At 46.1% G+C, this 23,752-nt stretch carries 24 protein-coding genes and 1 pseudogene; 16 read left to right on the forward strand and 9 right to left on the reverse strand.

Annotation, left to right across the window (positions count from 1 at the left end; genetic code table 11):
* Positions 1-300: 300 nt before the first annotated feature.
* The 3 genes from amoB to amoC form a co-directional block, all read right to left on the reverse strand.
* Positions 301-1,545, reverse strand: a complete 1,245-nt coding sequence (amoB, locus tag ACLQ6D_RS12640; protein ID WP_411727659.1) for a bacterial ammonia monooxygenase, subunit AmoB — start codon at positions 1,543-1,545, stop codon at positions 301-303.
* A 111-nt stretch (positions 1,546-1,656) separates the two neighbouring features.
* The gene (amoA, locus tag ACLQ6D_RS12645; protein WP_411727660.1) at positions 1,657-2,400 is read right to left on the reverse strand and encodes a bacterial ammonia monooxygenase, subunit AmoA; all 744 of its coding nucleotides are present in this window, start codon (positions 2,398-2,400) and stop codon (positions 1,657-1,659) included.
* 119 nt (positions 2,401-2,519) lie between these two features.
* The gene (amoC, locus tag ACLQ6D_RS12650) at positions 2,520-3,272 is read right to left on the reverse strand and encodes a bacterial ammonia monooxygenase, subunit AmoC (RefSeq protein ID WP_411727661.1); all 753 of its coding nucleotides are present in this window, start codon (positions 3,270-3,272) and stop codon (positions 2,520-2,522) included.
* 310 nt (positions 3,273-3,582) lie between these two features.
* Between amoC and ACLQ6D_RS12655 the strand changes: the two genes are divergently transcribed.
* Complete coding sequence (locus ACLQ6D_RS12655) at positions 3,583-4,017, forward strand: hypothetical protein (RefSeq protein WP_411727662.1); 435 nt, start codon at positions 3,583-3,585, stop codon at positions 4,015-4,017.
* Between the two features lie 168 nt (positions 4,018-4,185).
* On the opposite strand, the gene ACLQ6D_RS12660 is transcribed toward ACLQ6D_RS12655, so the two are convergent.
* Both ACLQ6D_RS12660 and hslO read right to left on the reverse strand, forming a co-directional pair.
* A complete protein-coding gene (locus ACLQ6D_RS12660; protein ID WP_411727663.1) occupies positions 4,186-4,944 on the reverse strand; it encodes a hypothetical protein in 759 nt (252 codons plus the stop codon).
* A 62-nt stretch (positions 4,945-5,006) separates the two neighbouring features.
* Positions 5,007-5,879, reverse strand: a complete 873-nt coding sequence (hslO, locus tag ACLQ6D_RS12665) for an Hsp33 family molecular chaperone HslO (RefSeq protein WP_411727665.1) — start codon at positions 5,877-5,879, stop codon at positions 5,007-5,009.
* 87 nt (positions 5,880-5,966) lie between these two features.
* Here hslO and msrA point away from each other — a divergent pair, with 87 nt between their 5' ends.
* The 9 genes from msrA to ACLQ6D_RS12710 all read left to right on the forward strand — a co-directional run bounded on the left by msrA (position 5,967) and on the right by ACLQ6D_RS12710 (position 18,240).
* A complete protein-coding gene (gene msrA / locus ACLQ6D_RS12670) occupies positions 5,967-6,599 on the forward strand; it encodes a peptide-methionine (S)-S-oxide reductase MsrA (RefSeq protein WP_411727666.1) in 633 nt (210 codons plus the stop codon).
* 450 nt (positions 6,600-7,049) lie between these two features.
* Positions 7,050-8,435, forward strand: coding sequence for an ATP-binding protein (locus ACLQ6D_RS12675; RefSeq protein ID WP_411727667.1), 1,386 nt, complete (start codon positions 7,050-7,052; stop codon positions 8,433-8,435).
* Positions 8,422-8,973, forward strand: coding sequence for a response regulator transcription factor (locus ACLQ6D_RS12680; protein WP_411727668.1), 552 nt, complete (start codon positions 8,422-8,424; stop codon positions 8,971-8,973). Before ACLQ6D_RS12675 ends, ACLQ6D_RS12680 begins: the two co-directional genes overlap by 14 nt.
* A gap of 191 nt (positions 8,974-9,164) precedes the next feature.
* A complete protein-coding gene (locus tag ACLQ6D_RS12685) occupies positions 9,165-9,632 on the forward strand; it encodes a FecR domain-containing protein (protein WP_411727669.1) in 468 nt (155 codons plus the stop codon).
* 36 nt (positions 9,633-9,668) lie between these two features.
* On the forward strand, positions 9,669-10,262 hold the full coding sequence (locus tag ACLQ6D_RS12690) for an OmpA family protein (RefSeq protein ID WP_411727670.1): 594 nt from the start codon (positions 9,669-9,671) through the stop codon (positions 10,260-10,262).
* Between the two features lie 363 nt (positions 10,263-10,625).
* The gene (locus tag ACLQ6D_RS12695; protein ID WP_411727671.1) at positions 10,626-11,528 is read left to right on the forward strand and encodes an NAD(+) kinase; all 903 of its coding nucleotides are present in this window, start codon (positions 10,626-10,628) and stop codon (positions 11,526-11,528) included.
* Positions 11,512-13,191 (forward strand): DNA repair protein RecN, encoded by a 1,680-nt coding sequence (gene recN, locus ACLQ6D_RS12700; RefSeq protein ID WP_411727672.1) that lies wholly within the window; start codon positions 11,512-11,514, stop codon positions 13,189-13,191. Before ACLQ6D_RS12695 ends, recN begins: the two co-directional genes overlap by 17 nt.
* Positions 13,188-14,219 (forward strand): agmatine/peptidylarginine deiminase, encoded by a 1,032-nt coding sequence (locus ACLQ6D_RS12705; RefSeq protein WP_411727673.1) that lies wholly within the window; start codon positions 13,188-13,190, stop codon positions 14,217-14,219. Before recN ends, ACLQ6D_RS12705 begins: the two co-directional genes overlap by 4 nt.
* Positions 14,220-14,379: 160 nt before the next feature.
* On the forward strand, positions 14,380-18,240 hold the full coding sequence (locus ACLQ6D_RS12710; RefSeq protein ID WP_411727674.1) for a DUF1631 family protein: 3,861 nt from the start codon (positions 14,380-14,382) through the stop codon (positions 18,238-18,240).
* A 10-nt stretch (positions 18,241-18,250) separates the two neighbouring features.
* Here ACLQ6D_RS12710 and ACLQ6D_RS12715 read toward each other — a convergent pair whose 3' ends face one another.
* Genes ACLQ6D_RS12715 through ACLQ6D_RS12730 form a run of 4 tightly spaced genes read right to left on the reverse strand, consistent with a single transcriptional unit; the run spans position 18,251 to position 20,181 of the window.
* Positions 18,251-18,706, reverse strand: a complete 456-nt coding sequence (locus ACLQ6D_RS12715) for a DUF1249 domain-containing protein (protein ID WP_411727675.1) — start codon at positions 18,704-18,706, stop codon at positions 18,251-18,253.
* Positions 18,707-18,715: 9 nt separating this feature from the next.
* A complete protein-coding gene (locus tag ACLQ6D_RS12720; RefSeq protein ID WP_411727676.1) occupies positions 18,716-19,120 on the reverse strand; it encodes a 6-pyruvoyl trahydropterin synthase family protein in 405 nt (134 codons plus the stop codon).
* Between the two features lie 39 nt (positions 19,121-19,159).
* Positions 19,160-19,432, reverse strand: coding sequence for a hypothetical protein (locus ACLQ6D_RS12725; protein WP_411727678.1), 273 nt, complete (start codon positions 19,430-19,432; stop codon positions 19,160-19,162).
* A complete protein-coding gene (locus ACLQ6D_RS12730; protein WP_411727679.1) occupies positions 19,429-20,181 on the reverse strand; it encodes a hypothetical protein in 753 nt (250 codons plus the stop codon). The genes ACLQ6D_RS12725 and ACLQ6D_RS12730 overlap by 4 nt, the downstream gene beginning before the upstream one ends.
* Positions 20,182-20,310: 129 nt before the next feature.
* Here ACLQ6D_RS12730 and gcvH point away from each other — a divergent pair, with 129 nt between their 5' ends.
* From gcvH to ACLQ6D_RS12760, 6 genes and pseudogenes are all read left to right on the forward strand, one after another.
* A complete protein-coding gene (gene gcvH, locus ACLQ6D_RS12735) occupies positions 20,311-20,694 on the forward strand; it encodes a glycine cleavage system protein GcvH (RefSeq protein ID WP_411727681.1) in 384 nt (127 codons plus the stop codon).
* A 49-nt stretch (positions 20,695-20,743) separates the two neighbouring features.
* Complete coding sequence (locus ACLQ6D_RS12740; protein ID WP_411727683.1) at positions 20,744-21,118, forward strand: diacylglycerol kinase; 375 nt, start codon at positions 20,744-20,746, stop codon at positions 21,116-21,118.
* Positions 21,115-22,047, forward strand: a complete 933-nt coding sequence (locus ACLQ6D_RS12745) for a carbohydrate kinase family protein (protein ID WP_411727684.1) — start codon at positions 21,115-21,117, stop codon at positions 22,045-22,047. The genes ACLQ6D_RS12740 and ACLQ6D_RS12745 overlap by 4 nt, the downstream gene beginning before the upstream one ends.
* A gap of 39 nt (positions 22,048-22,086) precedes the next feature.
* Positions 22,087-22,890: a nucleoside triphosphate pyrophosphohydrolase gene (gene mazG, locus ACLQ6D_RS12750; protein ID WP_411727685.1), complete on the forward strand. Its 804-nt coding sequence runs from the start codon at positions 22,087-22,089 to the stop codon at positions 22,888-22,890.
* A 122-nt stretch (positions 22,891-23,012) separates the two neighbouring features.
* Positions 23,013-23,474, forward strand: a complete 462-nt coding sequence (locus tag ACLQ6D_RS12755) for a neutral zinc metallopeptidase (protein ID WP_411727687.1) — start codon at positions 23,013-23,015, stop codon at positions 23,472-23,474.
* A gap of 57 nt (positions 23,475-23,531) precedes the next feature.
* A pseudogene (locus ACLQ6D_RS12760) lies at positions 23,532-23,752 on the forward strand (IS481 family transposase); the annotation flags it as partial.

Raw genomic sequence — 23,752 nt, forward strand, 5'->3', positions numbered from 1 at the left:
TTTCTTCAAGTCCTGCTTCCTCGCAACTTTACTCTATTCCATTATAATGGTAGTTATTCGTTATCAACTGAGATATCTATTCAATACATTGTCAAAATTGAAATTATTGTATTGTAGCCACTATGGATTCATCATAACCCATTTAGATTTAGATATTCTACTCACTTGGTTAAATCGTTGGACTGGGGATTTGTGAATAAAAGTTATAAACTTTCATTAAATAAAAAACCCCCATCATCTTGAGATGATGGGGGTTTCAACCCCGATAAATAACAGGATTAACCTGTCACTTACTATTTATTAGATAAATGATGGGATTAATGGAGCATCGATAGTAACCATTTGACGGTTGCCAGCTTCATCAGTGAAGAACAGTAAGCCAGCGAAGCGGCTATCTGGGTCATAGATCAAGTCAGCTAAACGGTATACTTCCCATGCTGCGTCAGAAGCAGTCACTTCGATAGTTCTTGTTTGGCCTGGAGCAAGCGGGCTGTTATCGCTAACAGTCAAACCTTCTTCAGCCAACAAGTCATCTGGGTAACCTGTGTCATCTTCATGTACGGCTGGATCCAAGAAACGGACACTAGCTGTCATGAACTCACCCAAACGTACCGATGAATCACCGTTGTTGGTGACAGTCAGTGTCATTTGCATAGCACGACCAGGTACACGATATGTAGCGCTATCTACTTTAACAGCAACGGTTCTTGCTGGCATTTCAATAGGTTTCATACCACGTAACAAACCAGCTTGCAGCGGGGTTGTGATAGGATACTCCGCATTTGTGCTTGACATAGTGGCAGCAACAATCAACAAAGTAGCCACGCCAAATCCCATACCAACTTTTTTGTCAGTAGCTGAGATCAGTGAGTCTGCTTTGCCTGCTTCACATGCGATCAAACGTGGTACAAAAACTGGACTTTTCGCCCAATATGCAATGTAAGCAATACCAAATATGTACCAGAAAGCATGCCAGAAGTAGATATTGCCTATATTCCAAGTTTCAAGATCGATGGTTTGACCTGTCAAAGTGGTGATTGGGTTTGTGAATTGACTCATAGAACCAGTAACGGTCACCCATTTTCCTGGCCCAATGATTGGGCCACCGTCTTGTACGTTCATCATAGAATGAACGTGCCAGTCACCAGGACGACGAGCTTTCAACAACACTTTAAACTCGTATGTTTCGCCCAGTTCCAGAGTCACAGAACGTGGTGTCAATTGACCACCGATCCAAGATCCAGCACGGATAAATACTGGGCCTGGAATACCAATGTTCAAGAATGACACTTCTGGTTTGGCAACAGTTTCTGGCCAGCCAGCGAAAACGTGGAATTTACCGGTTACAGTCATTGTGTCATTGACAGGCACAATATCTTTAGACCAGTTAAGGTCATACCAGTGAATAGTACGCATACGCATGAACGCAGCCTGTGACTTCTCACCATGTGCAGACGCAGTTGGTGTATAAAACATCGCTGCCGTAACAGTAATCAGCAATGCGACAAAGGATAATTTCACTATCCTGTCTTTTATTAATTTCATATATCCTCCTCTATAATAGAGAATCTTCAGTTTCTTGAGTACCTAGCCACAACAAACGCAATTGGTTTGTCGTAACAAGCTTTTTTATTATTTTTCGGATAACAATTCTTCTTAAGAACCTTTTGAGAAAGTGGTCTGTCCAAACCATTTACCGAAGAAATGCCACACGAAATAAACGATGATACACACGAAACCAGAGAAGAACGCGGATACTGGAGCAACGTCTTTACCGAAAGTTCTCAATGTGCCTTTTTCAACCATACGGATGTATTCAGGCATACCAGTTCTTACATAGTGGTAACCTGACAAGTCAGCCAAGGTCATCATCATACCGTTGTATTCAACAGGTAAGTGCAATGGAGCTATAACTGGCCAGTTGCCTGGATAGAACAACAATCCAAAACCCAAACCACCGACTACCGCTGTTAACTGCATACTGCCAGAAACCAACAGTACAACATCTAATATGATAGCGCCTGGTATCAATTGTGATGGGAATACGAAATTTATGGGGAAATATGTCCAGCCCCAGAAATTGAAGTACCTGTTTACCCACTCACCAAAGAGAAGACCCAACACAGAAAGAGTCGCACCGAATGCGATGCGATAACGCCACCACAGAACAGCTTGAACCGCCGCTGGGAAAGTAATACCCATGATAGGTAATACAGTTACCCACAGACGTCTGTCTTTCCAATCAGACCAGAAATCCCAGTCACCTGCAACCAACATGAAGTGAACGTGATAACCGCCTAAAATAACAAAAAACAATGTGAACATAATTAGCCAATCGAACGTACGCGAAACTTTTACGGCCTCTGCGCGTGAACGTACAGCTGATTGAGATGCGCTCATTAGCTTACCTCCTAAAGGATTTAAATTATTTTTATTTACTATCTATTCTCCGGCTGCTTCGCCCTAGCAAAGAACGAAGCAGCAGAGGAGATAGTAATTACAACCAACGACTTTTGCTTTTACGCTAAGTCTTTTTTCAGCAACTTGGCAAGTGCTGCAACTTCAATGTTCAATACACCCAATACACCCAAAGCTGACCATCCGAAGAATACGAAGCCGTAGTGTAAAGGAGCAACAAACAGTTCTTCCATAAACCAGAAAGTATGACCCCACTCATTCAAACCAACGTTTGGCAGAATCATGAACGGACCAACTGTAGCAACCATATACATAATAGAGTTGCCTTGTTGATAGGTTGGCAATCTGGTTTTTGCATACATGAAAGCAGCACCACCCGTAATAATGTAGATTGGGTAGCTCAAATAGAACTCGATAACATGACTTGGTGTAAAGTCTGTATCGCGAACGATTGTTTGATGCCATGTGCCGTCTTGCTCTGTGAAGTAGCTAGCGCCGAAATAGATCGCTGTACCGTAGCATACCAACCATGTCCAGTGAGTAAAGTGTCTTCTCAACTCTTCTCTTGGTGTGATTGACATAACTTTACGGTCACGAGATTTCCAGAGGTAACCCCACAAAATACTTGCAGTGCTTACTTCTAAAACGAACTCAATGTATAGAAAGTTCATCCAATATGTTTCAAATTCGGGTGCGAATGAGTCCATACCGGCTGACCAGCCATAGACACCTTCGTACCAACGAACCCATGCGTAAAATACGCAATACAACGCAACACCGAGAAACAGGTTTCTTTTGTTTAACAACGGTGCTTCCGCAGCATCAGCTTTTACTGATTCAGTTGTAGCTGCCATTTCTACCTCCTAAAAATTATCAAATCCCCAGCCCCTTAGGAACCGGGAGTCAATTGTTATACTCCATTCTCTCATCACCAATACCTGACACTTAGCAAGCTAAATGATGCACTCAATCCTTTTAGTGAGCTCTTAGTCTACCAGTTCGACTGGACGTGTCAAGTCAAAATTATCCTCAATTACACTAATTTTTAGATTTAAATTTAACTCAGGCAACTGTCTTTGTCTAAACGCTTTGAAAAAGTTAGATTTCTGATACACTGCCGCGAACAACTAAGCATTCAACCCAACCTGGATCAACCCCTCCCTTATGAAGAAATATTCACTGTTATTTTTGATTATTAGCCTCGTAATTCTAGTTTTAATTACCCAGAAAGTAGTGCTGCCGCTGGTCTATTATGTTGCTAAATCTGACGCATTTCTTATCGACAGCAAAGATCAAGGCAGTCAGTTACCTCTCTCAAATTCCATGACCGATCTTGCTTTCATGCATTGTAACAACTATATAAAGTCCGAACTCGGGACTGATGTCTCCGTAACTTTCCCAGAAAAACCACTCAACTCATGGAGCCTTGGAAACTATGAATATGTAGTGAATGCTGAACTCAATCTTACCAGCCCTTCAAATACCACTACCAAAAAATACGCGTGTCGAATCGCCTATGATAACGGTGATAACCTGGAAGGGGCGCTCGATTTTGCAAACTGGTCAATAGAAGGCATAGACGGGATCGATGAAATTTAAGCTTGCTAGATCCTATTGGCATTTGGTGGTTCAAAGCAATTAAATCAACTAGTTTTTTTACCAATTGGCGGGCTTGCCAGATGCCAATAACATCGCCCGATACCATTATCGTGAGCACAATCCTGATGTTAATCTGGTGGCGTTAACTTACGGTATTTTTTTCGGCTATCAAGATTCGTCGGCGGATTTGTCCTGAAATTTTTTGTAATTAATGGAAATCTTCAATCCAGCAAAGCGGCCAGCCATACGGACGAGTTCCTGAGTTTTATTGTCGAAGCTCAGTTTAACTTCACTTAAAGCGCGGTCTTCATAGCCTTTGTCGATAGCTTTGGTGTCCAATAAAAACCGGTAAATATAAATCACTTGCTCTTTTTCTTTTTTTACTTCAAAAGGTTGGCCAAGCCTGGCGACAATAGTCGGTTTTTTGGGCAGGTCGGCGGAAATTTTTTCAATCGCATCGGTATTGCCGCGTAGCTGCATTTTATCCTTATTGATTTCTGCGCCACCCAATGAGCGTAGCGATGCCTCCAAAAACTTGGGTGGCGCTATATCTAAAAACAGGGATGAGAATGACCAGGAAACTAATTTATCTTTCTTGTTAAAATCTAGATCGGAATGAAACTTGACTTCTGGCGAGACCACTTTTTTGTAGCCGTCAACCTTGCGGAACCAATAGCGCCAGTGTTTCCCCTCTGGAGCTGGTTTTTCTTCAGTAGGCCTAAGTCTGGCTAACGAAACAAAATCTTCGCTTAACATAATCGGCTCCTTGAATTGCAAGGTAAAGTCATCAGCCGCTACAACAGAAAAATACTTATCAAATTCCCCCATTTGCAAATAGGTTTGATAGGCACGCCACCAGTAGGCGCAACCGGTTAATGTGCCTACCAATACAATCAGGCAAATCATTCGAATAGTTTTTGTTTTCATGGGCTTACTTGATGAGTGATAAATAGTTGACAGGACACCCTATAATTGCTCGTTATCCGGTATTAATGGCTTATTTGTGTATCGACGGGGAAGTTTTTGTCCCCACGCAAAAATTGCTCAACATCGATCCTGTCGAATCGGTAGTATTTATTACAAAACTCGCAGTTTACTTCAATTTGTCCGCGTTCATGCAGCGCACTTTCCAGTTCTTGCCGACCTAACATCCGCAACGCATTCTCAATCTTTGGGCGTGAGCAGGAACAGTCGAATTCAACGGGTTCACCATCAAACAAGCGGACTTTTTCCTCATTAAAAAGGCGGTACAATAATCCTTCGCAGTCCAATTCCAGCAGTTCTTGCTCAGTAACCGTACTTGCCAACATCTCAATGCGTTCCCAATCGGCCTTATCGTTAAGTTGGGAGGGCAGCACTTGTAGCAGTAAGCCCGAAGCTAGGGTTTCGTTGGCAAACAACCACAAACGAGTGTTGAGTTGTTCGGATTGGATAAAGTAAGCTTCCAGCACCGCTGCCAAATTGTTGCCCTGTAGGGGGACGATACCTTGATAAGGTTGGGCGTTTTCTGACGACACTGTCAATACCAAGCGCCCTTCCCCGAACATTTCCTGTAAGGAACCGGCGCTGACAGTATCGCTGTTTCTGACCAAGCCCCTGATTTTCCGGTCATGCGTGACCTGTGCCACCAGTGTCCTGAGTGGGCCGTCTCCCTGCGCTTGTAGGATCATGGAACCATTAAATTTAATGGTCGCAGATAACAAGACGACGGCGGATAAAGCCTGGCCTAGTTGGAACTGCACGTTATTTGGACAGTGCTGATGCTGTTTTGTGGTTTGCCAACTGCTTGATAACCTAACCCATAGTCCGCGAACGCCCAGATCTTCAAATAGAAAGCGGCGCAATATATCTTGCTGTGACATGCTAATTCCGGTGACAGTTTTGCGCTTTATTATAATCCAGAATTATAGTAGGCTTCCTCAGAGCATTGTCCGAGCACCTCATTAAGTATGATTTTCTCAAACAAAAAACTGATCCTTCCTGACCCTAACGATGCCTTGCCAGGGCGCGATACGGCTATGTCAATCACCAATAAACACTTTGTCACGGGTCACCCCATAGCGCCCCCATTTCCAGATGATATGGAACTAGCCCTATTTGGATTAGGCTGTTTTTGGGGCGCGGAACGAAAATTCTGGCAATATCCCAACTTGTTCAGCACGGCTGTTGGCTATAGTGGTGGCTTCACGCCCAATCCGACTTATGAGGAAGTTTGTACCGGGTTAACCGGGCATAATGAAGCGGTCAGGGTGATTTACGATCCGTCCTTAATTACTTACGGCGAATTATTGACATTATTTTGGCAATCCCACAATCCAACCCAGGGGATGAGACAAGGCAATGATACAGGCACTCAGTACCGTTCCGGTATCTATACCTACAGCCAAGAGCAATGGGATGAGGCCGTAAAGTCCAGGGGTCATTACCAACAACGCCTGACAGGATCAGGCTTTGACCTGATAACCAGCGAAATAATACCTGCTAAGGAATTTTATTATGCTGAGGATTACCATCAGCAATACCTTGCCAAAAATCCTCAGGGCTACTGCGGTCTTGGCGGGTTAGGAGTGACTTGTTATTGAGCTTGAGCCAAGAGATAACGGGGACAAAAAAAAGGCGGTTACAAAAACCGCCTTAACTAAATTAGGAAGGATATAACGCAACTTTCAGCTATCGTGGTTCGGTAAAGAACCCTAAAAGTTATCGCTATGATAGCAACGACACAAACAATTGGGAATGCGGCAAATTGTCGCACCCTTGGAGCTATTTGTTAACCTTATAAAACTTATGTAATATATTGATTAATATGATTACTTTTAATTAATTGGCGAATTAAACGGACAAAAAATAAAAACAGATGGGATTTTTTCGATGTTTTGCTAGACCGTAGATTCCCATAAGAGGCAAAAACCAAAGGGTTTTGCTTGTTTAAAATAGACCGATTGAGGAGGCTCAACGTTGAAAGCAGTCGGCATCCATGTACAAATAGCGATTATCAATTTCCCGCTCAGCTATTACTGAATCTTAATAACATGCTTTCACACGTACTACCAAAATCTGAAATTTCTGCCCTACAAAACCTAAAGTGGCTGTTCATTCTGAGAAATATGATGATCCTGGGCGAAGGTTTTTTGGTTGTGATGTTTGTCTATGGGCTTAATATCCAAATACCTGAGCAACAGTTGTGGCTGGTTATTGTCGCTATAATCGCGTTTAATGCATACACCTCGATGCGCCTGCAAACCGACGATCCGGTGACCGAACTGGAGGTTTTTTCGCAGATTTGCATCGATGTCTTTTCTATTGCCGCGCTGCTTTATCTGACGGGGGGCGCGTCCAACCCGATCGCCTGGGTTTTTTTGTTGCCCTTGATTATCACGGCGATCATGCTACCCCAAGATTATGCCTGGTATATGGTGATTTTAACCACCTCCATGTATTCGATGCTGATTGCGTTTAACGTGCCATTGCCTTCCATAGAGCCGCACATGCCCGATCCGGGCTTGTTGCACCCCAGCCCCAATACGGCGAACTTTGAAATGTTGCAGAAGGCGCACGCGATCAGTGATAATCATTACTATAACTTGCACATGTTTGGCATGTGGTTTGGTTTTGTGTTTAGTGCAGGGCTGGTGGCATTTTTTGTGGCTGAATTGGCAAAAACGCTCAAAAATAGGGAACGCAGCCTTGCCGAAGCCCGTGAAAATGCACTCAGGGACGAGCGAGTTGTGGCACTAGGCACGCTCGCTGCCAGCGCAGCCCACGATATGGGAACCCCTCTGGGAACCATCGCGATTGTCGTTCATGAGTTGATACAGGATTATCCGGTTCGTCATTTCCCGGAATTCAATGAAAAAATGCAGATTCTGCAAAACCAGATTAACCGGTGCAAGGAAGCGTTGTCAATGATGTCCGCCTCTGCCGGAGAAATGCGTGCTGAATCCGGTAAAGTCATGCTGTTAACCGATTACATTGACAGCGTGCTTTATCAATGGCGTAGCCACAAACCGACAACAAAATTACAACTTATTATCGATCCTGATGTTACGGTTGCGGTTGATGCCAAAATAATCGCAGAACGCACATTGACCCATGCACTGATTAATATTTTAAATAACGCAGTTGAGGCTTCTGATCCTGAACGCGGAATTGAATTTCATGCGTGGTGGAATATGAATGAATTATCGCTCAAAATTAGGGACTTTGGCCCAGGTTTTCCGGCTGAAATAGTTAAATTTGTAGGCAAACAGCCAGTAACCAGCAAAAATAAAGGCTTAGGCGTGGGTTTATTCCTGGCGTATTCCACAATCCATCGCTTGGGCGGTAAAATCGATCTCAACAATCTGGAAACGGGTGGAGCCTGTGTCGAAATTAGCTTACCGTTATTGATGGACACGGAGAACGATGGTGGCCTCTGAGGAGTTGGACCAACCCGTTCTACTTCTGGTAGACGATGATAAGGTTTTCTGTAAAGTGCTGAAAGCCGCATTGGAAAGACGGGGTTTTGAAGTATTGGTTGCCTATAATCTCGAAAAAGGCCTGGCACTGGCGGAACAGTATTTGCCGGAATATGCGGTCATCGATTTACGGATAGGCCTTGATTCCGGCCTGGAACTCGTAAAAAAGCTGATTTCGCTGGATGCCAATACCGCTTGTGTGATGTTGACCGGCTTTGCCAGTATTGCCACCGCTGTTGAAGCCATTAAGCTAGGTGCAATCCATTACTTGACCAAGCCCACCAATGCCGATGAAATCGTAAAGGCACTCAGCAAAAATGAAGGCGATCCGGGGGTTTCCATTAACAAGAATCCCCCGTCAGCAAAGCGGTTGGAATGGGAGCACTTGCAAAAAGTATTATTGCATCATGACGGCAATATTTCGGCAGCGGCCAGGGCGCTGAACATGCACAGGCGAACATTGCAAAGAAAACTGGAAAAAAAGCCAGTTAGGGAATAGGGATACCGCTAGACCTGATATACCATCAAACCCTGATGTTTGGGGCGTTGCCGTTGAATGGATCACGTTAAAGGCCGAATCGACCTAAACAGATCATATTGATGCTCATTTTCTATAACTTTAACATAAATTTTAGCCTATACTGGCCGAAGCCAAGTTTCACCGAATCCGCACTTACACAGGGTGTTATTATGATTCTATGGGATAAAAATTATCTTACCCAGTCCACCATCCATTTCATTTTAATAGGTGTCCTGTTCCTGTTTTCTCCAATCTCGATGGCGACTGACCGTATAGGCTTGGTGAAAACATATCAGCCTGTCGCTACGGTTATTCGACAAGGGACTGAAATAAATCTGGAAATAGGCGCGGAAATCTTTGAAGGTGACACGATTGTTACTGACTCCGGTGGAGCCGTTGGCATTATCTTTAACGATGGTGCCGTACTGACCCTTGGCCCCGAGGGCAGATTAATTGTTGAAGACTTCTTGTTTAAGCCCTCCGAGCATAAAGTTTCCTTTTTATCACGGGTACTCAAAGGTTCGGTTGCCTTTGTGTCAGGTGCCATCGGCAGGATTTCCCCGGGGTCTGTGCAATTTAAAACCCCAACTGCAACGCTGGGTTTGCGCGGGACAAAAATCTTGATTGAAGTGGAATAACTGCGTTTTAATCCAACTCGATTTGTGGAGCCTATTATGATCATTAGGAAACTATTTTTAGTGTTAGCCGTCTGTTTTTTGGCGGCGTGTTCGGGTACGACCGTCGTTTTGGTACCCGATGCGGGCGGTAAGGTTGGACAAGTTGAGCTTACGACTGAAGGTGGATCGACGCTGTTGACCAAGGCCAATGAAAGCTCAGAGGCAACTAAAGCGGAACAAGCACCCACCCAAGCTGTACAGTTAAGCGATGACAAGATCCGCGACATGTTTGCCAAGACCTTGACCAATGAGCCGATACCTCCAGAACGTTTCCGTTTTTATTTTTCAATGGATAGCGCTGATCTACTCGCTGAAGCCAATGCAGAACTCGCCAAAGCCAAGGCAGCAATCGAAGCACGGAAATCCTGCGACATGAGCGTGATCGGGCACAGTGACCGCGTCGGCGATAATAGCGCCAACAAAGGTATTTCCATGCAGCGTGCCGAAACTGTCGCCAAGGCTTTAACCAACGACGGCGTTGCTAATCAGTGCATGGATATTCGCTATTATGGCGAAAACGATCCGGCTATCCCCACTGCCGACAATGTCGATGAACCTCGTAACCGGCGTGTGGAAGTGGAAATCCGGTAAGCGCCTTTTCAAGGATTACACGCTGCCAAGCTAATGTGCCTGGAGCCTAGCAGCTTGTGTTCTACGCGCCCAAAGAATGTAACCAAAGGAGCAACAGCCTCACACTGACTTGCGCCTGAATTCTGAACGTGTTTTAAAGCGCCACGAGCGGCCTGAGCGCTAGGAACCCAGAGCGCAGAAACGGAGTGTACATGGTGATTTCGGGCACCGCACGACGCGGCAATCGGGACGAGCAGTAGCTTTTAAAACACGCCCTTAGATACAAGCGTGACTTTTGGCCAACGTTACCACTAACGAATAAAACCGAATGCCTAGCCCAGTTTTTTGTATAATCGGGCAATTTTCCGGTTGTTATATCAAGCCATGCAGACCCCTTTTAATACCATAGGCATACTGGGTAAGCCGAGCGATCCCGGCATTGCCAACACGCTGTCTGTCCTATACGGTTATTTAAAGCTGCATTACACCGTCATTATAGCTACAGAAAGCGCTGGGTATATTGGTGATAAATCAGTCGCTTCCTGTCCAGCAGAGCAACTGGGCCAACGCTGCGACCTGGTGATCGCAGTGGGCGGTGACGGCACGTTCCTGTCTGCTGCCCGGGTGACTGCCGACCATGATGTGCCGGTGATCGGTATCAATCTGGGACGGCTAGGCTTTCTGGTGGACATCTCCCCCAGTGAACTCCCTGACAAATTGCATCGCATGTTGCAAGGACAATATGTCGAGGAAAAACGTAGCCTTTTGCATACCAAAGTTATTCGGGGTAAGCAGGTCATTCATGAAGAAACGGCGGTAAACGAGGTGGCTATCCATCGCTGGGTTACGCCTAGCATGATTGAAATCGTCACCAAAATCGACAATGTCTTTTTAAATTCGCAGCGTTCCGATGGCCTTATCGTGTCCACGCCGACCGGCTCGACAGCTTATTCCCTATCGGCTGGTGGCCCGATATTGCATCCTACGCTGAATGCCCTGGTACTGGTGCCGCTTAACCCGCATACCTTATCCAACCGCCCTATCGTGATTGATGATTCTGCCGAAATCGAAATCAGTTTTTGCCAAACCAAGCAGATCAATGCCTTAGTGACTTGCGATCACATCGAAATCCCGGACGTATTGATTAGCGATAAAATTTTGATTAAAAAATATCCTAAACCCGTCCGCATCCTGCACCCGGAAGGCCATGATTTTTTTCAGATACTCAGGACTAAACTGAACTGGAGCGGCGGCTATCCCACACATCAAGATGTTATTAAACCTTAACATTATTGACTTGGCTGTGGTCAAATCACTAGACCTAGACCTTACTAAAGGCATGTCAGTCCTGACTGGTGAAACCGGGGCCGGTAAATCTATTTTGCTGACTGCATTGGGTTTGGCCTTGGGCGACCGGGCAGATTCAGGCTATGTGCGTCCCGATTGCAAACGTGCCGAGATCAACCTGGAATTTGATTTGACGGACATACACCAGGCACAACAGTGGCTAAAAGACCATGACCTGGATGATGGTCAGCACTGCCTGATCAGGCGTGTTGTCTCGGACGATGGCCGATCAAAAGCCACTATCAATAACCGTCCGGTTACCCTGCAAATGTTGCAGGAACTCAGTGAGAAACTGGTGCAAATTCACGGTCAACACGCTCACTTGACCTTGCTGAATAGTGACGAGCAACGTCGTTTATTGGACACGTTTGCTAAAAACCAGCCATTACTGGATAAAATAAATGATTGCTACCGGCAATGGCATAAGGCCCATAAAGAACTGGAAAACCTGACTAAGGCCAGTGCCGACCAATTGCAACGGGAAGAATTCTTGCGTTATCAGATTGAAGAATTGCAACATCTTGATTTGCACAATTATAACTACACGGCGCTATCGGAAGAACACAGTAAATTGGCTAATCTGGAAAACATACTCGCCATCGGGCAACGGCAGGTTGACAGCTTGTATGAGAACGACCAGCTTTCCGTTAACCAGTTGCTCAGCCAGAGTGTCAGTGAAATTACCCAAATTGCCCGGTTTGCGCCTGAATTAAACGAGATCTCTGCCATGCTTTCAGAAGCGCAAATCCAAACGGAAGAAGCCGCCCTGCAATTGCGCCGGTTCATCAAAGCGCAGGAAGCCGATCCGCAACGCATGGCGAGCCTGGAAAACCAGATCGGCGTAATCCAAAAATTTAGCCGTAAACATCACGTAGCCCCGGAAGAATTGCCTGAGCTGGCGGAAAATCTTGAGCGTGAACTGGATGGGCTCACCCACAGCGGCGAGCGCATGGCAACCCTTACCCTGCAAACAGAGCAATTACTCAAGCAGTATCAAAAACATGCTTCTGAACTCACATTAATCCGCCATCAACAGGCAAAGAAACTCCAGCAACAGATTTCGGCCATGATTAAAGAACTGGGGATGCCGCAAGGGGAATTCCTGGTCGATTGTTCAACATTGGAGGACACTAACCCCAAACTTAACGGCAAAGACAAGATTGAATTTTTAGTCTGTGCCAATCCGGGCTTACCTGCCAAGCCCTTGGCTAAAGTCGCCTCCGGCGGCGAGTTGTCCCGGATCAGCCTGGCGATTCAGGTCACCACCTCCAACGATAACACCACACCGACCATGATTTTTGATGAAGTTGATTCTGGAATCGGCGGCGGCATCGCCGAAATTGTCGGGCAAAAACTGCGTAACCTCGGACTAGGCCGACAAGTGATTTGCGTGACGCATTTGCCGCAAGTCGCGGCGCAAGCCCATTCCCATCTTTATGTGGAAAAAAATAATAAAACCGATGTCACTTCGTCTTCTGTGCGCTTGCTTAATAACGAAGAACGCGTTGAAGAAATAGCTCGAATGCTAGGCGGCATTATCATTACCGAAAACACCCGCACCCATGCCAGAGAAATGTTGACTACAGGAAACAAACGCCAATGATCCGCTTTCCAGCCGAATGGGAAAAACAATCTGCGGTATTGATCGCATGGCCGCATAGGACAGGGGACTTCACTGGCCGCCTTGAATCGGTCGAAGAAACCTACGCTTTCATCGCCAAAACGATTACCCAATATCAATCTGTGATTATCGTTTGCCACGATGACAGCCATCAACAACACATCAAATCCTTGCTGATTAGCGACCACAACATTGATTACATACAAGCCACCGTTAACGATATATGGGTAAGGGACACCGTATTTCTCACTGTGGAAATCGACGACCAGCCGCAACTGCTTAACTTTCGCTTCAACGGCTGGGGCAACAAATATCCGCATCATGAAGATAATGCGCTTAACCATAAATTGTTGCCGCATAGCCCATTCCAGGATGCCAGCCACAAAGATATCGACTTTATCCTGGAAGGCGGCAGCGTCGAAAGCGACGGTATGGATACCCTTTTGACGACCAAGCAATGCCTGCTAAATCCCAACAGGAACAAAGGCCTTACCCAATATGATATTGAGCAGCAATTATTAGTGCATTTAGGCGCTAAACGCGTACTGTGGCTAGACCAGGACAACTTGGCCGGTGACGATACCGATGCGCATATAGACACGCTGGCGCGTTTCTGCTCGGCAACTACCATTGCCTACACCAGTTGCGAGGACGCTCATGACCGGCACTACCACAGCCTAAAACGCATGGAAGCCCAACTACAGGCGTTTCGTACACCATCTAAAGAGCGCTACCAGTTGGTTGACCTGCCGTTGCCAAAACCGATATATGACGAAGAAGGGCAACGTTTACCGGCCAATTACGCTAATTTTCTTATTATCAACCATGCGGTACTTGTTCCTGTTTATGATGACCCAATGGATAATGTCGCCATAGAACGTCTAGCGGGCTGTTTTGCTAACCATAAAATTATCTCTACACCGTGCCGGCCATTAGTCCATCAATATGGCAGCCTGCATTGCATGACCATGCAATTTCCTGAAAAAGTATTTCTCAAGCACTGTTCCTGATTCTGACTTTTGAGTTTTTTCAGTAAATTCTTGCAGTGGATTTGAACAAAAGTTTGCTTTTGTTCTCCCACAGCGAATTTACAAATTTTTATTTTTCCGTCTAGACTTAAGATACAATCAATATAGTTAATTATGCGTGTAGCAGCTATCGCACGACCTTATGCCAACTCCCAATAAAATCACAGAAAAACGCCGCCATAAACGTCACGAAACAAACGTTGAAGCGGTGCTAGCCATTGGGGAAACCGCCTCGATCCAATGTGCAATCCTTGACTTTTGTGAACAAGGACTGTTTTTGAAACTAAAACAACCCTCTGCAATAGGCTTGCAGAAGGGCAAAAACGCCAAGATTTATTTTTCTGCACATACCGGCTTGGGGAAAGAATATTTCCAAATCGACGCTCAAGTCGCACGAGTGGCGGATGATGGCATCGGTGTGGCTTTCGATAATATTTCTGACCCCATGTTCAACGCATTGACAAAACCGACCAATGTGGGTTCCATTGCAGCCTATTCCAAAGATCCCAGATTTTTTCTGACTTCATCCAATCAGGAAAAATTCAAAAACGCATTCAAGGACATGCTGAACAAAAACCTGCCTGTGTTCATGCGCGAATTTTTCGAAGATGCCGAAGATGTATTTGAAAAAAATCCGGAATATGCCGAAAATTTCAAAGACGTAGCCGCGCAATCTAATTTAATCTCGGTCTTGAGGTTGAATAAAGACTCGCTCATTGCCGATTTTTGCCGCGCAGTGACCGCTGAGGTTGATTTTACTGGCAATAAGGACGAACAAACAAACGGATCTGACAATCCCAATTCCACCCTTACTCTGGTTGAAAAAGAAGCTTTCGAAGATTGGCTAAATTTTTCCACTTTAGTCAGAAAAATCAACACCCAATACAAAAGCCAGCTATACCAACTGGAACTCAAACTCAGTTATGTAACGTGTTTCCCTCGCTATCTAATTAAAAACCCTATCGACCCAGAAAGGTTGTGCGAATGTTTTCGTAAGGAAGTCGCGGGCATTGAAGACAGCATCGCCACGAAAAAATCGCTCTATAAGGCTTTTCAGGCTACCTTAACCGATCATTTATCGCCCTTGTATAAAGCCTTTGATGCCATTTTGGCCGAGCATGGTGCGCCCAGCGATATTGCCAAGGATATCGTCTGGAAGAAAAATTACCCAACGACCGCTAAACAAGATGATTTTTCCGATACTTTTACACTGGGACACCAGTTGCCGACGTTCGACAACGATGCCTATCACTATTCTGACTCACCTTACATTCCTGGTGCATCGGCTCCACTAGATCCTTTAGCTAGGCCCCCACGCGTTAGCCATAGCCAGCCCGTTACCCAAACTGCAAGCAAACTGTTCAACCTTATCAACCAGGGTTTGGCTGCAAATCAAACCGACGCAGCTGTCCTCGGCCAACCAACGGGCAACGAAATATCCGGGCAAATTGTCGGCCCTGAGTATTCGGCCGATGAACTTTTAGCTGCCCTGACAAAGCTACAAGCGACTAAAGCCACTCAACAACCGCCTCAAAACACATCCGCCCTGCTCCAAAGCCAGCTCGAAGAATCAATGGCTTCATCTGAGTATTTTGGCGCTAAATCATTTTCCCCAGCGGACAAAACCAAGTTGGATGTCTGTGACCAGCTTTTTCAAGCGCTTTTGGATGAAGTCGCACTTACACCCGGCATTAAATCCTATCTGGAAAGCATCAAATTGCCTTTAATGGCCCTGACCATTCAGGATCCTAATTTTCTCGATTCGAACTCCCATCCAGCCCGTAACCTTTTGAACCAGTTGTTTTCCTTAGAAAGTGCGGTCACTCAAAACAAGGTCGTAAAAAATACCCAGATCAGGCAAGTCCTGGATCAGTTAGTATCCAAAATTGCCCAAGGGTCAATTACCAATCCCGATATCTTCGCAAAGGCCAATGAAGAGCTGAAGGAAATTTCCACACAAATCACCCGATCCAAGGAAGCGAATATCCGCCGGGTTATCGAAATCTACGAAGGCAAACAAAAGCTCGAGAAGGCCAGGCATAACATCCAGCAGGAAATAGATAACCGGATAGCCGGCAAAACGATACCCAGCGTTATCCAGGCCCTGCTGGACTCCGGTTGGCAACACCTCCTGGTGATCTCAGAATTAAATGACGAGGCTACCAAACGGCAACGGAATCTTGAGGCGCTTGACGAATTGCAGGCCTGGTACTCCGATCTGGACAAACTACCTGAGGAACAATTCAGCATCATTGAGATGGCGCTGGAAGCTATCAACGGCCAATTAGGTTCCGTCTGCACTAATGTCTTTGTCCATGGCAAAATCATGGATGAGTTAAAGGCCACCTTATTGGGCACGGGTAACCCACGGATCCGAAAACCCATAACTAAGGCTTTTATTGAACCCAAGGCAAAGGAAACGCCAAATCAATCCATATCAGATAGGTGGCATCTTGAAGTTGACCAATTTGAACCTGGGAATTGGTTTACTTTTTCTCTGGAAAAAGAGTCTTTTGAGCCTCTAAAACTGATATGGATTGGTGAGATTCCTGAGGTCTATGTCTTTATCAATCAAGACGGCTATAAAAGGCAGGAACTCACCCGTAATAAACTTGCAGAATTCCTTCAAAGTGGGATCGTAACCCAAATTGAAAATCTCGATGAACCTTTGATGGATCGGGCTACGACCACCATGTTGCAACAAATGCAGGAAAAGTTGGTTCATAGTGTTTCCCACGATCCGATTACAAATTTGCCCAACCGGAAGCGGTTCATCAACCTGCTCAAAGAGCAAATAGCCGATCTAAACGGCACGCACGTCCTCGGCTACCTGGAAATAGAAGATTTTCGGGTTATCACAAATGTTTGCGGCTCGACTGGCGGCGATCAACTGCTGTTACAGGTGGCACAATCAGTCAGCAATGAACTTGGAAAAAATGGCATAGTGGCCCGGCTTGGCGACAAAACCTTCGGCATCCTGTTGAAAAGCCGTTCTTCTGATGAAGGCTACGAAACCGCTAAAAATATCCGGGATCTGGTCAATAAAGCCAACTTTGTCTGGGATGATAAAAGCTACACGATCAGTGTCAGCATTGGTTTGGTGCCCTTTAGCGAAGGCGTATACAATACAGAGGAACTCCTGCAAAAAGCCGATTCGGCCATTATTTCCGCAACACGTTCCGGGCATAACCGCATCCGTGTTTATCAAGAAAACGACGAAAGCCTAAAGACGCAAACCGACATTCATGAATGGGCCGGCCGTATCGACCGGATATTCTCCGAGAAGCGCCTGTTTACCCGCTGCCAGATGATTGCCCCCATAGACCCGGAACAAAATGACCATTCCCATTATGAAATCCTGCTAGGTGTAAGGGATGAGGTTGGCAATATTATCCCACCTGACAATTTTATTCCTGCGGTTGAACGCTGCCAAAGAATGCCGGAAATTGACCGGTGGGTCGTTGAAAGCGTGTTCGCATGGATCGTGGACAACCGGGAGAGCTTCGACAAAATTGGTGGTTTCGCAATCAACTTGTCCGGGCAATCTCTCAATTCCGAAGAATTCCTGGCCTTCCTCAAGGATCGGTTGTCGATATTAGGCGTACCGGCAGAAAAAATCACCTTCGAAGTCACTGAAACCATAGCCGCAGGCAGCTTGGTTTTTACCAAACGATTTATTAAGGAAATTAAGCAGTTCGGCTGTAAATTTTCTTTGGACGATTTTGGTACGGGCTATTCTTCCTACTCGTACCTGAAAAGCCTGGATGTCGATTACCTAAAAATTGATGGCTCTTTCATCAAAGACATCGCCAACAGCCCGACAGACGTGGTCATGGTCAACTCCATGAATGAAATCGCCCACTCCCTGGAACTGGAAACAATTGCAGAATACGTTGAAAACATGAAGATCCACGCAATCCTGAAGGAGATAGGCGTAGATTATGCGCAAGGCTATGGAATCCATAAACCCATGCCCCTAGTTGAATTGGCTGGCTCGCTATAACAAAGTGATTTTATGCTATTTCCTTAGCCAGGATCGATTGGATAGTGAATTGATAGCCTTTCGTTAGGCAATGGTCTAGCCACTTTTGCAGAAAAAAATTGAGCCGCCATTTATAGTTCATAATCTCACGGCACAATCCGAAATCCTTAAACACATGGGTTACGCTCGGCCTAGCATGATCGCTGAGCACTTCAGCCAATTGAGCATCCAGGTAAATTCGGATTCTTACGGCAGGCTCCAGAAGTTCATCCGGTTTTTTGCTAAAGCAATGGCTTAATTCTATGGTCAATGTATAAGTGGCCTGTTCGATAATTTGCAAATGCAATGTCGTGTTATTGGCGGCCAATCCGATGGCATTGTCCTTGACTGCACACAGGTCAGGAATTAACCGGAATATCTTCTGATAATTGGATGCACAGACTTGCTCCAAGCATAAGGACTTATTGATAGGGTTTAAAAAACTCATAATAGTACGTCAGCCTTCCCTGTAGCAAGCGTAAGCGCTGGCAGTCTCCCAAAGCACAACCTGGGACACGTTAAAACCGGTCTCCTTCAAATGCCGAAAAATCATCTTACTGAGAACTTCCGCAGTGGGATGTTCATCAAGCGCCCAAAAGCGTTCGTTGTTTTCCCTTAAAGCAGGAATAAGGGGATCATCTTTATGCAGCAGGAAATTATGATCAAGGTGCTGGTCGATATAGGCTTCAACACATTCTTTTATGTCGGCAAAATCGCAAACCATGCCTTGCACATTCAGTGTTTGCCGCTCAATGGATATCGCCGCTTTGACACTATGCCCATGCAAATTTCGGCACTTGCCCGGATGATTCATTAACCGATGCCCGTAGCAAAAATACACTTCTTTGGTAATAGTAAACATAGTCCAATTGTTAACAATAAACTCTCAAATTCGAAAAAATCAATCCTCATCCGGTATTTGCCCCCGTAACTCCTCCGATAGCAGCATTTGTCCACCGATTGTCACGATTTCTTCACCTGCTTTTATACCATCTTTTATAAAATACCCTTCAGGGAAAGTTAAAAACTCTTTGATAAGTCGCCGGGTGAAAGTGTCTTTGGCAATTTTGATGTAAACATAAACTTGATCGATATACCAAACTAATGCCGACTCCGGGACAATGATCCCGGACTGACCCTGAGTTGGCTGAGGTATCCATGCCGATACCTTCATGCCCATACTAAGGCCGTCACCGCCGACCTGAAAAAATAGCTTTCCCCCTGCATAGTATGATCGGCCTGAGTAGAGCGGGAAATTAAAACGGCTGGACGCGCCTTACCACGGTTTCCATAAGGTTCTATAAATATGCTATCAACTTCGCTTGCCAATTGCTTGTTCGTGGGCAAAGTAATTTGCAGCAGGTGTTGCCGTCCCGATAAAAACACCGTCAGCTTATTTGTCTTTTCGGACAGCACCCATTCAGCTAACGCTTTCCCCCACAGAAGCCGGGCTTCATTCGCGATAGCCATAAGCCGGGCATTGCCGATATCAACAAACGCTTGATCCTCTGATCCCTGCGCTTCCCGCTCCTGTACAGACCGTTTGGCTGCTATGCCATGCCGAAATAATTCCTGCTGACTTTTAAGGCTCTGTCCTGCCTGTTTAAGCCTGGCCTTAGCGCCGTTAAGTTCAGCCTGCGTAACCAGATAGCGTTCCCTTAGTGCCAGCAAAGGCTGGATACTGGTGGCTTTACCAATGGCCCCAAACTGAACATGATGTTGGACGGGCCTAGCAAACATGGTCATTAGCCCTGATGCGGCTTGGGTTTTGCTATCGATAACCACGGTCGCTAGGCCGCCTATAAGTTGCATTTTCGATTTTATTAATTCATCGTCATCTGCACTGACGGTTGTTAAGGAGCAACCGCCCAGTATTATCAAAACCACTTTTAGCGGTATTTTGTTGCCGTATGACAAAAGCATGTCACAGACGGGTCGTTAATAAGAGATGCTTAAAGTATAATGCCTACTTACCAACTCAATGAATAATTAAATTGCAATCTGCTCAAAGGTCAATTAAGGGCATAAAAACTGGCACCATTGGGAGCTTAAATGACGAATTTACCGACTGATTTAAAATACGCGCCATCACATGAATGGGTACGCCTGGAAAAGGATAATATCGTTCGGGTAGGAATCACTGATTTTGCCCAACAAGAATTAGGGGATCTGGTTTTTATAGAATTACCTGAACTAGGGCGTAAGCTGTCAGAAAACGAACAATGCGCCGTCGTTGAATCCGTTAAGACAGCATCGGATTTATTCAGCCCGGTTTCCGGTGTAGTCGTGGCAATCAATGAATCCGTCGCTGATGAACCTGAACACGTCAATAACGATGCTTTTGGAACCTGGCTTTTTTGTATCAAGGCAGATAATTTATCCGCCTTGGACAAACTGATGGACGCCGAAGAATACCAGCGCATGATTGTTGAATAAGCCGTCCCCCACCCTATCCATTCTTTATCGAAAACAACTGTAATCAACAATGGCTAATCAAAATGTAACAGGTATCCGGCGTATACTTAACGCCTGCGTTTTTTCTTATTACGGATTCAAGGCAACCTGGCAACATGAAGCGGCGTTCAGGCAGGAAGTCCTGCTGTTTTTGGTGACCACACCACTGGGCTTGTGGTTGGGCGAGACTATCATCGAAAAGCTACTTTTAGTAGGCAGCATGATACTGGTATTGCTGGTTGAACTGCTCAATTCAGCGGTCGAGGCGGTCGTAGACCGGGTTAGCCTTGAACATCATGAACTGTCAGGCAGGGCCAAAGACATCGGTTCCGCAGCCGTGATGCTATCGCTCGTATGGGCGGGAATAACTTGGGGTTCTATCTTACTTTTACGGGGCATACAATGAGTGCGTTAATCTGTGGTTCTATGGCGTATGACACCATCATGGTCTTTCATGATAAGTTCAAACACCACATCCTGCCGGAAAAAGTCCACATCCTGAATGTCTCGTTTCTGGTGCCGGTCATGCGCCGTGAGTATGGCGGTTGCGCGGGCAATATTGCCTACAACCTGAAATTGTTGGGTGAGCAGCCGTTAATCATGGCGGTGGTCGGGCATGATTTTGAGCCGTATGCACAATGGTTAGGGCAGAACAGTCTGTCCAGCGAATTTATTCTGGTGCTGGATAGCAGCTATACCGGTCAAGCCTACATTACCACCGATGAAGAAGGCAACCAGATTACCGCATTCCATCCGGGGGCGATGAATTCGTCGCATTTGAATTCCGTACCCATTGATGGAAACATCAGGATAGGCATCGTCTCGCCCGATGGCAAGGAAGGTATGCAATTACATGCCAAGCAATTCAAGGAACTGGACATCCCTTTTATTTTTGATCCCGGCCAAGGCATGCCCATGTTTAATGGCGAGGAGTTGCTACAATTCCTGGATCAGGCGACCTGGTTAACTTTAAACGACTATGAATCCGAACTCATGCAGGAACGGACTGGCTTGTCGCTTGAAGATATTGCGGTGCGGGTAGAAGCCTTAATCATCACCTTGGGCGGAAAAGGCTCAAAAATCTACACAAAAGGACGCTGTATCGACATTCCTGCCGCCAAACCGAAAGCCATACTGGATCCTACCGGTTGCGGGGATGCCTATCGTGCCGGACTTTTATACGGACTGATGAATGAATCGGACTGGGATACGACTGGGCGTATTGCCTCGTTAATGGGCGCCATCAAAATTGAACATAATGGTACCCAGAACCATGCTTTCGATATGGACGATTTCCAGCGCCGTTATTTTGAAAACTTCGGGACTTCATTTTGATTATCGCGCCAATACTTAAATCAAGGCGCTTAAATCAAGATGCTTAAAAACACCCAACAACTGCTAGACATCATGGCGCGTTTGCGTAACCCCGAACAGGGTTGCGCCTGGGATGTCAAACAGGATTTTGCCAGCCTTATTCCCTACGTCATCGAAGAAGCTTATGAAGTGGTTGATGCAATTGAACGCAACGACATGGAAGACTTGCGTTCCGAGCTGGGCGACCTGTTACTGCAAGTCGTTTTTCATGCGCAAATTGCTGCTGAACGCGGACACTTCACCTTTGATGAAGTGTCTGAAGCGATTTGCGGCAAACTGGTACGACGGCATCCTCATGTGTTTGCTGATGCCGTCTACGCCAGCGACCAAGAACGCCATCAGGCCTGGGAACAAGCCAAGGCGGACGAACGCCAGGAAAAAAATAAGACGCCCGCACAATCCAGCGTCCTGGCTGGGGTGGCCGCCAGTCTGCCAGCCCTCCTCGAATGTGAAAAAATTCAGGATCGGGCAGCCAACTTCGGCTTTGACTGGACAGCCGTAGATCCCGTTTTCGATAAGGTGCAGGAAGAACTTGATGAGGTCAAGGAAGCCTGGCTATCCGGTAATCAGACTCACATTGAAGAAGAAATTGGTGACCTGCTATTGGTCACTGTAAATTTAGCCCGCCATTTGAAGGTCAACCCTGAGCTGGCGCTTAAACACAGCACGAAAAAATTCTCCCGGCGTTTTCAGTACATAGAACAACAAGTCGCAACAACAGGCCGCGACTTGAGAGATTGCCAACTCTCCGAGCTTGATGCTTACTGGGATGAAGCGAAATTGGCGCTTAAGCAGCAATCTTAAGCTCAACCTGTCTCTGTAAAATCAATAATCGTACAAGCCACAAGATTTATTTTCCTAACCCCAAAAATACTTTTATGATGTAACTTTGGTCAAACCCAAACAATAACCAAGAGGTATTAGTTATGCGCCAGGATGATGGACGGGAAAGTGACAATATAGAAGACCGCCGCAGCATGGGCGTGGGACGCAGGGGATTTGTTGGCGGCGGCTTGGGGGTTGCCGCAATGGCAATCGTCGCATTGCTTTTGGGTGTAGACCCCAGGATAGTCCTGAATACGGTTGGGCAACTGTCCGGTGGTTCGCAGCAATCTGCACCTGTGGCTTCCACTCCACAGGATGAGCGGAAGGGAGTCGCTATTTTTGCGAAAGCTTGTTTTTGGCATCCCAGCCCAAGCAAGCGGCAAAAACTTAACGCGACCGCCAATGCCTGCGGCTGCCCCAGCCGTTCCTCACGGCTACGCTCAGGACAGGCTCTGCTTCCCTCGTTTTATACCCAACAAGGGGTATCAAACATTGGTTACGCAATGACTCGACGCGATGTCGGAATGCTTTGCATTTTCACTACGCAAAAAAACGCATCGTGAAAACGCCAAGCCCTATCGCTTCTGGGGACTACTCGACTCCTGTCTCGCAGCGAGCGCATGGAGACCGCCGCCGGGTTTCTGCGGCAAACCCTGGCGCAGTACCCGTCCAAGGTCGTGAAAATCCTGACCGACAACGGTATCGAGTTCAGCTACAACCTGCTGGTCGAAGCCAAGAAACCCAAGGACAAGGTGCATCCGTTTGTCAACCTCTGCCAAGACCAGAAGATTGAACATCGCACGACGCTGGTCAAGCATCCCTGGACTAACGGCATGGTCGA

Source organism: Methyloglobulus sp. (genome assembly GCF_046714055.1).
Classification (GTDB): domain Bacteria; phylum Pseudomonadota; class Gammaproteobacteria; order Methylococcales; family Methylomonadaceae; genus Methyloglobulus.

Coding starts and splice junctions, on each gene's coding strand:
- msrA (WP_411727666.1), top strand. CDS start 5,967: ATGATTTTCTCAAACAAAAAACTGATCCTTCCTGACCCTAACGATGCC.
- ACLQ6D_RS12755 (WP_411727687.1), top strand. CDS start 23,013: ATGCGCCAGGATGATGGACGGGAAAGTGACAATATAGAAGACCGCCGC.
- ACLQ6D_RS12745 (WP_411727684.1), top strand. CDS start 21,115: ATGAGTGCGTTAATCTGTGGTTCTATGGCGTATGACACCATCATGGTC.
- ACLQ6D_RS12730 (WP_411727679.1), bottom strand. CDS start 20,181: ATGCTTTTGTCATACGGCAACAAAATACCGCTAAAAGTGGTTTTGATA.
- ACLQ6D_RS12695 (WP_411727671.1), top strand. CDS start 10,626: ATGCAGACCCCTTTTAATACCATAGGCATACTGGGTAAGCCGAGCGAT.
- recN (WP_411727672.1), top strand. CDS start 11,512: ATGTTATTAAACCTTAACATTATTGACTTGGCTGTGGTCAAATCACTA.
- ACLQ6D_RS12740 (WP_411727683.1), top strand. CDS start 20,744: ATGGCTAATCAAAATGTAACAGGTATCCGGCGTATACTTAACGCCTGC.
- amoA (WP_411727660.1), bottom strand. CDS start 2,400: ATGAGCGCATCTCAATCAGCTGTACGTTCACGCGCAGAGGCCGTAAAA.
- ACLQ6D_RS12720 (WP_411727676.1), bottom strand. CDS start 19,120: ATGTTTACTATTACCAAAGAAGTGTATTTTTGCTACGGGCATCGGTTA.
- ACLQ6D_RS12710 (WP_411727674.1), top strand. CDS start 14,380: ATGCCAACTCCCAATAAAATCACAGAAAAACGCCGCCATAAACGTCAC.
- mazG (WP_411727685.1), top strand. CDS start 22,087: ATGCTTAAAAACACCCAACAACTGCTAGACATCATGGCGCGTTTGCGT.
- ACLQ6D_RS12660 (WP_411727663.1), bottom strand. CDS start 4,944: ATGAAAACAAAAACTATTCGAATGATTTGCCTGATTGTATTGGTAGGC.
- ACLQ6D_RS12705 (WP_411727673.1), top strand. CDS start 13,188: ATGATCCGCTTTCCAGCCGAATGGGAAAAACAATCTGCGGTATTGATC.
- ACLQ6D_RS12690 (WP_411727670.1), top strand. CDS start 9,669: ATGATCATTAGGAAACTATTTTTAGTGTTAGCCGTCTGTTTTTTGGCG.
- ACLQ6D_RS12685 (WP_411727669.1), top strand. CDS start 9,165: ATGATTCTATGGGATAAAAATTATCTTACCCAGTCCACCATCCATTTC.
- ACLQ6D_RS12655 (WP_411727662.1), top strand. CDS start 3,583: ATGAAGAAATATTCACTGTTATTTTTGATTATTAGCCTCGTAATTCTA.
- gcvH (WP_411727681.1), top strand. CDS start 20,311: ATGACGAATTTACCGACTGATTTAAAATACGCGCCATCACATGAATGG.
- ACLQ6D_RS12675 (WP_411727667.1), top strand. CDS start 7,050: ATGCTTTCACACGTACTACCAAAATCTGAAATTTCTGCCCTACAAAAC.
- hslO (WP_411727665.1), bottom strand. CDS start 5,879: ATGTCACAGCAAGATATATTGCGCCGCTTTCTATTTGAAGATCTGGGC.
- amoB (WP_411727659.1), bottom strand. CDS start 1,545: ATGAAATTAATAAAAGACAGGATAGTGAAATTATCCTTTGTCGCATTG.
- ACLQ6D_RS12725 (WP_411727678.1), bottom strand. CDS start 19,432: ATGAAGGTATCGGCATGGATACCTCAGCCAACTCAGGGTCAGTCCGGG.
- ACLQ6D_RS12680 (WP_411727668.1), top strand. CDS start 8,422: ATGGTGGCCTCTGAGGAGTTGGACCAACCCGTTCTACTTCTGGTAGAC.
- amoC (WP_411727661.1), bottom strand. CDS start 3,272: ATGGCAGCTACAACTGAATCAGTAAAAGCTGATGCTGCGGAAGCACCG.
- ACLQ6D_RS12715 (WP_411727675.1), bottom strand. CDS start 18,706: ATGAGTTTTTTAAACCCTATCAATAAGTCCTTATGCTTGGAGCAAGTC.